The 11,835-nt window shown below is 62.8% G+C and carries 9 protein-coding genes; all 9 read left to right on the top strand.

Annotated features, from left to right (window positions below; genetic code table 11):
- Nucleotides 1-19: 19 nt before the first annotated feature.
- Complete coding sequence (locus tag QNJ86_RS12055) at nucleotides 20-940, top strand: Fic family protein (RefSeq protein WP_283832885.1); 921 nt, start codon at nucleotides 20-22, stop codon at nucleotides 938-940.
- Between the two features lie 86 nt (nucleotides 941-1,026).
- Nucleotides 1,027-3,294 (top strand): excinuclease ABC subunit UvrC, encoded by a 2,268-nt coding sequence (gene uvrC / locus QNJ86_RS12050; protein ID WP_283832884.1) that lies wholly within the window; start codon nucleotides 1,027-1,029, stop codon nucleotides 3,292-3,294.
- 24 nt (nucleotides 3,295-3,318) lie between these two features.
- Nucleotides 3,319-4,242, top strand: a complete 924-nt coding sequence (rapZ, locus tag QNJ86_RS12045; protein ID WP_283832883.1) for an RNase adapter RapZ — start codon at nucleotides 3,319-3,321, stop codon at nucleotides 4,240-4,242.
- Nucleotides 4,239-5,363 carry a gluconeogenesis factor YvcK family protein gene (locus QNJ86_RS12040; protein WP_283832882.1) on the top strand — a complete coding sequence of 375 codons (1,125 nt, stop codon included), beginning with the start codon at nucleotides 4,239-4,241 and terminating at the stop codon, nucleotides 5,361-5,363. Before rapZ ends, QNJ86_RS12040 begins: the two co-directional genes overlap by 4 nt.
- Nucleotides 5,342-6,271, top strand: a complete 930-nt coding sequence (whiA, locus tag QNJ86_RS12035) for a DNA-binding protein WhiA (protein WP_283832881.1) — start codon at nucleotides 5,342-5,344, stop codon at nucleotides 6,269-6,271. Before QNJ86_RS12040 ends, whiA begins: the two co-directional genes overlap by 22 nt.
- A 273-nt stretch (nucleotides 6,272-6,544) precedes the next feature.
- Entirely contained in the window at nucleotides 6,545-7,546 is a 1,002-nt protein-coding gene (gene gap, locus QNJ86_RS12030; protein WP_283832880.1) for a type I glyceraldehyde-3-phosphate dehydrogenase, read from the top strand.
- Nucleotides 7,547-7,786: 240 nt separating this feature from the next.
- Nucleotides 7,787-8,971, top strand: a complete 1,185-nt coding sequence (locus tag QNJ86_RS12025) for a phosphoglycerate kinase (protein ID WP_283832879.1) — start codon at nucleotides 7,787-7,789, stop codon at nucleotides 8,969-8,971.
- 117 nt (nucleotides 8,972-9,088) lie between these two features.
- Nucleotides 9,089-9,859, top strand: a complete 771-nt coding sequence (gene tpiA, locus QNJ86_RS12020) for a triose-phosphate isomerase (RefSeq protein WP_283832878.1) — start codon at nucleotides 9,089-9,091, stop codon at nucleotides 9,857-9,859.
- 72 nt (nucleotides 9,860-9,931) lie between these two features.
- Nucleotides 9,932-11,503: a 2,3-bisphosphoglycerate-independent phosphoglycerate mutase gene (gene gpmI, locus QNJ86_RS12015; RefSeq protein WP_283832877.1), complete on the top strand. Its 1,572-nt coding sequence runs from the start codon at nucleotides 9,932-9,934 to the stop codon at nucleotides 11,501-11,503.
- The last annotated feature ends 332 nt before the right edge of the window (nucleotides 11,504-11,835 follow it).

Raw genomic sequence — 11,835 nt, 5'->3', positions numbered from 1 at the left:
TGTTTCGGAAGGGTTGTGTATGACGGCCGATTGTCCGCAGGATTTTCCTTATGAGCCGGTGCATGAGACGGGCGATGCCTCGGTGCGCCGAGGATACTGGAATGTGGCGATGGGCTTGCAGCAGGTGGATGGGCTCGAGCCGTCTGGCTACCTGCGCACACTGGCAGACGCGCACGTTGCGGGGAAGCGCGACCTTGCGGAAACAGGCAGTCTCATCCGGGCGTATTACGAACAGCGTAAATCCTCCGAGTTTCCTGACGAGGGGGAGGCAGGTACCTGTGAGGCCGACACCCGTGAAGCTGACCTGGTAAGTCAGCGCATTGTTGAACTGCTTTCGCGTGGCGCGTTCTCGCTCATGCCTGAGATGCTTCCCGAAGTGCACCGTTCGCTGTTTCAAGACCTCGATTCGGAACTCTACCACCCCGGTGAGTTCAAAACGGAGGCGCTTCAAAAGCGCGAATTCATCCTCAACGGGGACAGCGTGGTGTACGCTGATCCGTCCCTCGTCGCGCACTCGCTCGAATTTGCCTTTGATGAGGAAGCGGCTTACGTGTATGACATCACGTTCGAGGGCGAGCAGCTTGCTCACTTCGCGCGCTTTGTCTCACGGCTGTGGCAGGTGCACCCCTTTGTGGAGGGAAACACGCGTACCGTGGCCGTGTTTGCAGTGCTCTACCTGCGCTTTCTCGGCTTCGACATAGACAACGAACCCTTCGAGCAGCACGCGCGCTACTTCCGCGACGCGCTCGTACGCGCAAACTACCGCAACGCAAAAGCCGGCGTCATGCCCGACCCCAGCTTCCTCCACCGCTTCTTCGAAAACCTCCTGACCGGCACCCATCACGAACTGCGCTCCCGCGACCTCATAGTCCACCCCCTCTACGACAACCCAACCCTCCTCCGCAACGTCGACCCTTCGCACGCGCTAAACCGCCGTTAATCCTCGTTCCAGCCAGCGGTTCTGGTGACCGCGTGGAGGGGGTTTGACGTTACGGGAACGCTTGTGCGGTTTGCTATACTGCGCCTATGGACGAACTTTTTGAACATACCAATGATGATTCTTTCTCCGACGGTGACGCGGGCGGTGTTGAGCGCTGGGACGAGGAAGAGGTCGCAGAGCCTGGAGAAGCTGACGCGGCCAACACCGCCGACGCTGCTGATGCCGCCGCACGCTTGGAGCGCGAGGGACGCCGCCGCCCGGCGCTGGAAGATGCCGTGCGCTCCTACAACGCGGAAGCGGCTCCTGCCGAAAGCCAACGCGCTAAGTTGGAACGCATCAAGCAGGAACTGAACGCCGTTCCCACGCTGCCCGGTGTGTACCTCTGGAAGGACAAGTCTGGCCAGGTCATCTACGTGGGCAAGGCAAAACAGCTGCGCGCCCGTATGCGTCAGTACGTGAACTTCCAGGACGAACGCGCGAAGATCCCCCTGCTGGTGGATCAAATTGACAGCTTCGACTACATCGTCGTAGAAAACGAGCACGAGTCGCTCGTGCTCGAAAAGAACCTCATCAACCAGCACGCCCCGTTCTTCAACGCCGACTTCAAGGATGACAAGTCCTACCCGTTCATCGCGCTCACGAAAGGCGACGTGTTTCCCGCCATCAAGTACACGCGCGAGAAGCACCGCGCCGACACCAAGTACTTCGGCCCCTACACCGACAGCCGTGCCGCGCGCGATATGGTGGACATTGCTCGGCGCGTCGTGCCGCTCTGCGCCACGTCGTGTGCCGATTGGCGGCAGCTGAAGCGCCGTCTTGACAAAGACCCGCTTGCGCTGCTCGACCGCGACGCGCGCCCGTGCTTCGACGCGCATGTAGGCCTCGGCCCCGGCGCGTGCTGCGGCGGCATCACGCCGGAAGAGTACGATCTCAACGTGCGTCGCATCGAGCGTTTCCTCTCCGGCCAGCACCGCGAATTCATCGAGGAACTTACCACCGAGATGCAGGATGCCGCCGCTGAGCTGGACTTCGAACGCGCCGCGCGCATCAAGGCGCGCATCGACACCATCAACAGCCTCACCGACAAGCAGCACGCCGTGTCCACGCGCAACCTCGACGCCGACGTCGTGGGCCTCTTCCGCGAGGAAACGGTGGCGGGCGTGCACGTGTTCATGGTGCGTGAAGGCCGCATCATCAACTCGAACGAATTCGTGCTCGACCGCGGCAAAGACGTCCCCGACGACGACCTCTTGCACATGTTCCTCCTGCGCTACTACGACGCCACCACCTCCATCCCGCACGAGGTCATCCTGCGCGACGAGCCGGAGGACAAGGAGGCCATGGAAGAGTGGCTCACTGAAAAGCTGGCAAGTCCCCACGGCGCGAAAGTGCGTTTCACCGCCCCGCAAAAAGGCGAGAAGGCGGAACTGGTGGGCATGGCCGAAACGAACGCGAAGCACACGCTCATGCGCTACAAGGTGCGCACGAACTACGACGACAAGCGCATCAACAACGCGTTGCTCCAGCTAGAAAGCGCGCTCGCACTCGACGCGCCACCCATGCGCATCGAGTGCTTCGACATCTCCACCATCCACGGCTCCTACACGGTGGCCTCCATGGTGGTGTTCACGAACGGCAAGCCGGACAAAAACCAGTACCGTCGCTTCAAGATAAAAACGCCGCTCGACGAAGCGAACGACTTCCTGTCCATGCAAGAGGTCATGAGCCGCCGCTACGCGCCCGAGCGTATGGCCGACGAACGCTTCGGCTCAAAGCCTGACCTTATCATCCTTGACGGCGGCAAGCCTCAGCTCTCCGCGGCGCTTGCCATGTTCGACGAAATGGGTATCGACGACATTGCGATGTGCGGCCTGGCCAAGCGCGACGAGGAATTGTTCGTGCCCTGGCAGGATACGGGCCCCGTGGTGCTGCCTAGCGGCTCGGCCTCGCTCTATCTGGTGAAACAGGTGCGCGACGAGGCGCACCGCTTCGCCATCACGTATCACCGTGAACTGCGCGGCAAGGGCATGACGGCTTCCATCTTAGACGACGTGGTTGGCATGGGCCCGGTGCGCAAAAAAGCGCTGCTCAAGCACTTCAAATCGTTCAGGAACCTGAAGGCGGCCACGCTCGACGAGATCAAAGCCGCGCGCGTCGTGCCTGAAGAAGTAGCTGAAGAACTGTATTGCGTCCTTCAGCAGTATAATAAGGAACGCACCGACGAACGCGTCGTGGGCGGCGAGACGGACGCGGCTGCTGAGGCTGTCTGTCCGCCAGCGGGTGAGGGCCCCGCGGCGGTGACCTCGGCCGTTGTTGACGAAGCGGTAGAGCGGGCCGTGCAGGGTGATGCGTAGAATATCCACGGAAGGACGGACGACATGAGCGAAGAAGCAGCGGATCGCGTCGACTTGGCGCACATGCCTGAACTTGTCATCGTAAGCGGCATGAGCGGGGCAGGGCGCACTGAGGCCATGCACTCCTTCGAAGATTTGGGCTATTTCTGCGTGGACAACCTGCCCGCCAGCCTCATTGCGAACCTGTTGGAACTCACGGGCATGCCCGGCCAGCCCGACGAGCGTCGCCGCCTTGCCGTGGTATGCGACGCCCGCAACCGTGATTTCTTTGCGAACCTCATGAATGAGTTGAAGAAGTTGAAGGCCCAGGGCATTGACTACCGCATTCTATTCCTCGATGCCGCAGATGAGAAGCTTGTTGCGCGCTACAAGTCCAGCCGCCGCCGGCACCCGTTGTGTACGGACGGCGCCTCCATCGCCCAAGGCATCGAGCGCGAGCGCAACCTGCTCTTCGAGCTGCGCGAAAGCGCCCATCACGTGGTAGACACCACCGACATGTTGCCGCCGCAGCTGCGCGCCACCATCCGCGATCTGTTCGCGCCGGGGGAAGAGCGCACGGGACTCTCGGTCACCGTGTACTCGTTTGGTTTCAAGCACGGCGCGCCGCTCGACGCCGACCTGGTCATGGACGTGCGCTTTCTGCCAAACCCCTACTACGACCCGAAACTGCGCCCGCTTACGGGCCTCGACAAACCAGTGCGCGATTTCGTGCTGTATCGCCCGGAAACCGAAGAGTTTGAACAGCGCTGGCGCGGGCTACTCGACTGCGTCATGCCTGGTTACGTGGCCGAAGGTAAGCAGCAGCTGGCCATTGCGGTGGGGTGCACGGGCGGCCAACACCGCTCGGTGGCGCTCGCGGAATCCACGGCCGACTACCTGAAGGCGCAGGGTTACCGCGTGAGTATCGCGCACCGCGACCTCGCGCTCGCCGAGGGCGGCGCGCTATGACAACACCTGCGTTTACCCACGATCCCTCAGCTACCGCTGCGTTCGCGGCGCTCGATCCCGCGCCCGCCGTGGTGGCTCCTGGCGAGCACGTGCGCGCGGTTGTCATCGGCGGCGGCACCGGTGCGCCCGTGTCCATCCGCACGCTTTTGTCCATGGGACTGGAAACCAGTGCCGTGGTGGCCATGGCCGACGATGGCGGCTCCACTGGTGTACTGCGCGAGGAGGCAAACGTCACGCCCCCCGGTGACGTGCGCAAATGCTTGGCTGCCATGGCGGCCGACCCGAACGATCCGCTCGTGCGCGCCTTCAAGTACCGGTTCCCCTTCGCGGGCAACCACACGCTTGGAAACCTCATGCTCTCAGCGCTCGAAGACGCGGCCGGGTCATTCCCTGAGGCCATCGCTATCTGCGAGAAGCTGCTTGATGCCCAGGGACGCGTGTACCCCTCCACGCTCGATCGCGTCACGCTGGTGGCGCACACGCGCGATGGCCGCGAGATTGAAGGCCAAGCCGTGGCCTGCCATTCGCGCACGGCGCTCGACCGCGTGCGTCTGAGCGCCGACCGCCCGGTCACGCCCTACGAACCCGCGCTCAAGGCCATCCGTGAAGCCGACCTCATTGTGCTTGGCCCCGGCTCGCTTTTCACCTCCATCATTCCGAACCTGCTGGTTCCCGGCGTAGTGGACGCGGTGCGCGCCTCGCGGGCCAGCACGCTTTTCGTGTGCTCGCTCGCCGACATGCAGGGGGAGACCTGGGGCCTTACGGCGCGCGAACACGTGGAAGCGCTCATGGATCACGGCATGCATGGGCTCGTGGACTACATGCTGGTGCACACCACCGTGCCGCTGCGCCCCGACAGCCCCGCCACCGGCGTGTTCGGCGCGCTTGCCGGCGACGAGCCTGAACACGGCTCCACGTCCGACATGGACGACGCGGTGCTCGGCGGCCGCGTGCGCCCCGTGGCCATCACCTACCGCGACGTCCAGGCCATCCAAGCGCAGGGCCCCGTGGTCATCGCGCGCGATTTGGTGGACCCTGCGCAGCCCACCTGGCACAACCCGGGCGCCTTGCGCGACGCATTCCGGGGGGTGTTGAAGCTATGTCGTTCACGGCAGAAGTAAAAGACGAACTCGCGCGCGTGCCCCCCGTATGCTCGCACTGCGAAAAAGCAACCCTGGCGGCGCTCGTGCGCATCGAAGGCACCCTCTTCCTCAGCGGCCAGGGCGCGTACCGTCTGGAAGTATCCACCGACGTGCCCAGTGTGGCGCGCCTCATCATCAAGCTGCTCCACGAGCTCTACCACCTGAAAACCGAGCTCACCGTGCGCCGCAGCGTGCTGCACAAAACGCCAAACTATCTGATAGAGGTGCCGGCGCAGCCCACCTTGGCCGAGGCGCTGCGCGACATGGGCGTGCTCTCCGAAGAGGGCCTGGAGCTGGGCATCAAGCCCGACCTCGTGGATAAGCAGTGCTGCACGGCCGCCTATCTGCGCGGCGCGTTTCTCGGCAGCGGCTTCATCGCCAACCCGCGTGGCGACTTCCACTTCGAAATTACCGTGGAGTCCGAACCCTTGGCCGAGGGCCTGGTGGCGCTCATGGAGGAAAAAGGCATCAACGCGCGCATCATGCAACGGCGCAGCTCCTATATGGTGTACCTCAAAAGCGGAGCCGCCATTCTGGAATTCCTCGCGTTCGCAGGCGCGCACCACTGCGCGCTAGCCATGGAAAACGAGCGTGTCATCAAAAGCGTGCGTAACGACGTGAACCGCATGACAAACGCCGAGGTGGCGAACCAGGCAAAAAGCGCCAGCGCCTCGGTCGATCAGATCTTCGCCATCAGAACGGTGCTTGAGGCTCACGGCATGGAGAACCTGCCTCCCGCACTGCAGGAGTTCATCCGCCTGCGCGTCACCTACCCGGATGCCACGCTCAAGGAACTCGGCGAGCGCGCCAACCCGCCGCTGTCAAAAAGCGCCGTGTACCACCGCGTGCGCCGTATCGAACAGATGGCGAAAGAGGCCAAAAGCTAGCGTTCCCCCTGTGAAAAACCGCCGCCCGCCTCATCGTTGACCGTCTGAAACCGTGCAACGCGCTTTTGCGGAGTACAATGTGTGCGCATGCGTGAATCGGGCGCGCCTGGTGGCGTCCACTGGGAGGCAGTTGCACTAAGTTGGCAAATTCCCTGCTCGGCATGCTTTTATTATGGGATGACCCCGCGCTCGCCCCGCCGGGCGCGCACGCGGTGTAGTATCAGTACCGTCCCAAAAGACTGCAACAGAGTATCTTTACGAAAGGGGATACGCATGGCAATCAAAGTAGGCATTAACGGATTCGGTCGCATCGGCCGCCTGGCGTTCCGCGCGATGGTGAACGATCCCGACATCGAGGTTGTGGCGGTTAACGACCTCGGCGACATCCCGACGATGGCCCACCTGCTCAAGTACGATTCCGTCCACGGGCGCGCCTTCGACACGGTCGAGGTCACCGAGGATGGCTTCATCGCCGACGGCCATGCGGTCAAGGTCCTCTCCGAGCGCGAGCCCGCGAACCTCCCCTGGGGTGAACTGGGCGTTGACGTGGTGGTGGAGTCCACGGGCTTCTTCACCGACGGCACGAAGGCCAAGGCGCACCTCGACGCGGGCGCCAAGAAGGTTGTCATCTCCGCGCCGGCCAAAAACGAAGACATCACCATCGTCATGGGCGTGAACGACGACCAGTACGATCCCGAGAAGCACAACATCATCTCCAACGCCTCGTGCACGACGAACTGCCTGGCCCCCTTCGCGAAGGTGCTGCTGGACAACTTCGGCATCAAGCGCGGCTACATGAACACCATTCACTCCTACACGAACGACCAGAAGATTCTCGACCTGCCGCACAAGGACCTGCGTCGCGCCCGCGCGGCTGCCATGTCCATGATCCCCACCACCACCGGTGCCGCGCGCGCGGTGTCGCTCGTGCTGCCGGAACTCAAGGGCAAGCTGGACGGCTTCGCTACTCGCGTTCCCACGCCGGACGGCTCGATGGTTGACCTCACGGTTGAGCTGGAGCGCGATGTCACCATCGACGAGATCAACGCCGCGATGAAGGCTGCGGCCGAAGGCCCGCTCAACGGCATCCTTGAGTACACCGAGGATCCGATTGTCTCCATCGACATCGTGGACAACCCGCATTCCTCCATCTACGACGGCAAGCTCACCATGGTGATGGGTGGCGAGGGTAACTTCGCGAAGTGCATCAGCTGGTACGATAACGAGTGGGGCTATTCCAACAGGGTTAAGGATCTCGTGAAGATTTTGCTCTAAGCGTATTTGTTGAAACGAGCCTGCCTTGGCAGGCTCGTTTTCCTTTGCTGACTCGTCCGAATGCTTACAGGTGTCATCCTGAGCGAGCGCAGCGAGTCGAAGGATCCCGCGCGAGCCGAAGGCCGGATGCGCTGTCGCCGCATGGGATCCTTCGGCTCCGGCCTGCGGCCTCCGCTCAGGATGACAATCTACGGGGTTCTGCACGGACGGTGGCTTGCATGTGACCTCAAGGAGATGAATATGGCGGACATCAAAACTATTGATGAGTTGGACGCGGCGGGCAAGCGGGTGCTGGTGCGCGTTGACTTTAATGTGCCGGTGAAGGATGGCATGGTCACCGACGACACGCGCATTCGGGCGGCGCTGCCGACAATTGAGAAGCTGGTGGAAGGTGGCGCGCGCGTCATCCTCATGAGCCATTTGGGCCGTCCGGCGGGCGAGGGCTTCGAGGAAGCATTCACGCTGCGTCCGGCTGCGCAGCGACTCTCGGAGTTGCTCAACAAGCCCGTGGTGTTCGCCACCGACACGGTGGGCACGGATGCCCAGGCGAAGGCCGCTTCACTGCGCGATGGCGACGTGCTGGTGGTGGAGAACCTGCGCTTCGACAAGCGCGAGAAGAAGAACGACCCCGCCTTCTGCGAAGAGTTGGCCCAGCTCGGCGAGGTGTACGTGAACGACGCCTTCGGTACCGCGCACCGTGCGCATGCCTCCACGGCGGGCGTGGCCGCGCTTTTGCCGGCGTACGCGGGCTATCTCATGCAGCGCGAGGTGGGCACGCTCACAGGCATGCTTGAAAACCCGAAGCGCCCCTTCGTCGCCATTCTCGGCGGCTCGAAGGTGTCCGACAAAATCAAGGTCATCGACGCGCTCATGGACAAGTGCGACACCCTCATCATCGGCGGCGGCATGTGCTTCACGTTTTTGCTTGCGCAGGGCAAAGCCGTGGGCACCTCGCTCAAGGAAGAGGACTGGGTGGAGCGCGCCTCCGCAATGATGGCGAAGGCCACGGAGCGCGGCGTGAATCTGCTGCTGCCGGTTGACGTGGTGTGCGCCGACCGCTTTGCCGAAGATGCCGAAACGCTCACGGTTTCGGTTGATGATATCCCTGGTGATATGATGGGTCTCGACATTGGCCCCGAGACGGCGAAGCTCTACGCCAACGCTGTGGCCGAGGCGGGCACCGTGTTCTGGAACGGCCCCATGGGCGTGTTCGAGATGCAGCCGTTCGAGGCGGGCACGAAGGCCGTGGCCGAGGCCGTGGCCGCGAACGCCGAAGCGGACACCATCATCGGCGGCGGCGACAGCGTAGCGGCCGTCAACAAGTTCAACCTGGCCGACCACATGACCTTCATATCCACCGGCGGCGGCGCCTCCATGGAACTAGTCCAAGGCGAAGCCCTCCCGGGTGTAGAGGCTTTGAAGTAGCAGGTTGGCGTAGGAGGCCGCAATAAGAGGCCTCCTGGCAGGTATTCCGTAGGGCAAGGGTTCTACCCTTGCCGTCAAGTCGTTCCGCCGTTCGGCAGAACGGCGGAAAGGGTAAATATGGCTCGCAAACCTATGATGGCGGGTAACTGGAAGATGAATAACACTGTTGGTGAGGCGGTGGTGCTCACGCAGGAGATTTCGAACCAGTACGAAAAGGAATGGCCGGAGGATGTTGATATCGTCATCTGCCCGCCGTTCGTCGACCTCAAGCCGGCCAAAACGGTGCTCGACTTCGACCGCACGAAAATTGCCGTCGGCGCGCAGAACGTGTACTGGGAGCCGTCGGGTGCGTTCACGGGCGAAATCTCGGTGCCGATGATCAAGGAAATTGGCTGCGCGTGCTCCATTGTGGGCCACTCCGAGCGCCGCGAGCTGTTCGGCGAAACGAACGAGGACGTAAACCGCAAGGTGAAGGCCCTGGTGGAAGCCGGCCTCTACGCCATCGTGTGCGTGGGCGAATCGCTCGCCGTGCGCGATGAGGGTAACACCGAAGAATACGTGACCGCCCAAGTGCGCGCCGCGTTTGCGGGTGTGGATGCGGCTGACGGCAAGCGCTGCGTCGTGGCCTACGAGCCCATCTGGGCTATCGGCACCGGTCGTACCGCCACGCCTGAGCAGGCCGAAGCCGTGTGCGCCGCCATCCGCGCGACGCTGTCCGAGCTATTCGGCGAAGATGCGGCCGAAGAGATGCGCGTGCTCTACGGCGGCTCCATGAACCCGGGCAACGTGGAGGGCCTGTTGGCGCAGCCGAACATCGACGGCGGCCTCATCGGCGGTGCCAGCCTTAAAGCCGCCTCCTTCGTCCAACTCATCGAGGCATGTCTGTAACGTAGTCCTAGTCATCGTGAACGAGGGCAGTGCGAGCTGCCCTCGTCTGTCATTCTGAGCGGAGCGAACGAAGTGAGCGCAGTCGAAGAATCCCGTGCGGCGCAAGCCGCCAACCTCACGCTTCCCGCGTGTCTCATTATTATGGATGGGTTCGGCTTGGCGGAGGCTGGCCCGGGCAACGCCATCTCTCAGGCACACACGCCCCATCTGGACGAGCTTTTCGCCACGTGTTCGTGGACGAAGCTTGAGGCGTCGGGGGAGGCCGTGGGCTTGCCCGAGGGCCAGATGGGCAACTCTGAGGTGGGGCACCTCAACATCGGCGCGGGACGCGTGGTGTATCAGGAACTCACGCGCATCAATCGTGCGTGCGCCGACGGTTCGCTGGCGGCGAACCCCGTGTTGAACAGCGCGTTTGCTGCGACGCGCGAGCCGGGTGCGGCCTTGCATCTCATGGGCCTTGTATCAGACGGCGGAGTGCATTCCTCCAATGAGCATCTTTACGCGCTCATGCGTGCAGCAAAGGCGGCAGGCATGGCGCACATCGTCGTGCACTGCTTCATGGACGGCCGCGACGTGCCGCCGAAAAGCGGCGCGGGCTATATCGACGAACTGGCTGCTGTGGCTGCTGAGTTGACTGATGACACCTGCACCGCTGAAATAGGCAGCATTTCCGGGCGCTACTACGCCATGGATCGCGACAACCGCTGGGAGCGCGTCGAGCGCGCATGGCAGGCCATCGTGCGCGCCGAACCGTGCACGGACGCGACGCCCGCCGAGGTCATGGCCGCCTCGTATACCGCCGAGGTCACTGATGAATTCGTGGAACCGGTGGCGCTCACGGTGCGTGGTGTGCGCGAAGGTGACGCCGTGGTGTTCTTCAACTTCCGTCCCGACCGTGCTCGCGAACTCACGCGCGCGCTGGTGGATCCTGCGTTCGAAGGCTTCGACCGCGGGGTATACCCGCAGGTCAATTTCGTGTGTCTGACCGAGTATGACCCGGAGATTCCCGCGCCGGTGGCCTTCGCCAAGGAATTCCCGGACGAAGTACTGGCTGACGTGCTGGCCGAGGCGAACCTGCGCCAGTACCACATCGCCGAGACCGAGAAGTACGCCCACGTGACGTTCTTCTTAAACGGTGGTCGCGAGGAGCCGAAGGCGGGGGAGGAACGCTCCCTCATTCCCAGCCCGAAGGTGGCCACCTACGATCTGCAGCCCGAGATGAGCGAGCCGGATGTGGCCGCGACGCTTGCCGCCGCCATCGACGCGGACGAGGCCGACGTTTACCTCGTGAACTTCGCGAACTGCGACATGGTGGGTCACACGGGCGTTATTCCGGCCGCGGTCGCTGCGGTCGAAGCGGTGGACGCAGGCGTGGGGCAGGTGCTGGCTGCGCTTGAACGCAAAGGTGGTGTGGCGCTTATCACCGCTGATCACGGCAACGCCGACAAGATGCTCGCCGAGGACGGCTCGCCCTTCACGGCCCACACAACCGCGCTTGTGCCCTTCGTCCTCGCCGATTATGCAAACACCGGCCGCACGCTGGCCAACACCCAAGGAGCCCTTTGCGACATAGCCCCCACGCTATTAGAACTCATAGGCCTCAACCCCCCCGAGGCCATGACAGGAAAGAGCCTGCTCGCCTAAAGCCTTGCCCCGCTTCATAAAAGTGTGACGCGCTAGTGCGCTGTCTATTGCGCCACAAGATGACTGCCCTCCCTATCACTATGACGAGGGCTCGTTCACGTACGATAAACCTAACTAAAAAGGTAACCTTCGTAGAGGCGCTTCACGAAGCGCCCTCTCCGCCGCAGGCGGAGAACCCAACTGTGACCTGCGTTTTCGCGCTTCGCGCGAACGGGGCTGTAACAAAAGCCCCCCACCTGTCAGGTTGGCCGTAGTGCAAGGGCTCTGCCCTTGCCGACAACTACGTTTGACCTGCAGGTTTGCTGATGCTGAGCGGCAAGGGCAGAGCCCTT

Origin of the sequence: Gordonibacter faecis, from assembly GCF_030077735.1 — a bacterium.
Lineage (GTDB): Bacteria > Actinomycetota > Coriobacteriia > Coriobacteriales > Eggerthellaceae > Gordonibacter > Gordonibacter faecis.
Note: the sequence above shows the minus strand (reverse complement) of the source record. Positions and strands in the feature narration are given on the sequence as shown.

Bases quoted from the DNA above. Each gene is read 5' to 3' on its own strand.
- uvrC (WP_283832884.1), top strand. From the start codon at position 1,027: ATGGACGAACTTTTTGAACATACCAATGATGATTCTTTCTCCGACGGT.
- whiA (WP_283832881.1), top strand. From the start codon at position 5,342: ATGTCGTTCACGGCAGAAGTAAAAGACGAACTCGCGCGCGTGCCCCCC.
- rapZ (WP_283832883.1), top strand. From the start codon at position 3,319: ATGAGCGAAGAAGCAGCGGATCGCGTCGACTTGGCGCACATGCCTGAA.
- QNJ86_RS12055 (WP_283832885.1), top strand. From the start codon at position 20: ATGACGGCCGATTGTCCGCAGGATTTTCCTTATGAGCCGGTGCATGAG.
- tpiA (WP_283832878.1), top strand. From the start codon at position 9,089: ATGGCTCGCAAACCTATGATGGCGGGTAACTGGAAGATGAATAACACT.
- QNJ86_RS12025 (WP_283832879.1), top strand. From the start codon at position 7,787: ATGGCGGACATCAAAACTATTGATGAGTTGGACGCGGCGGGCAAGCGG.
- QNJ86_RS12040 (WP_283832882.1), top strand. From the start codon at position 4,239: ATGACAACACCTGCGTTTACCCACGATCCCTCAGCTACCGCTGCGTTC.
- gap (WP_283832880.1), top strand. From the start codon at position 6,545: ATGGCAATCAAAGTAGGCATTAACGGATTCGGTCGCATCGGCCGCCTG.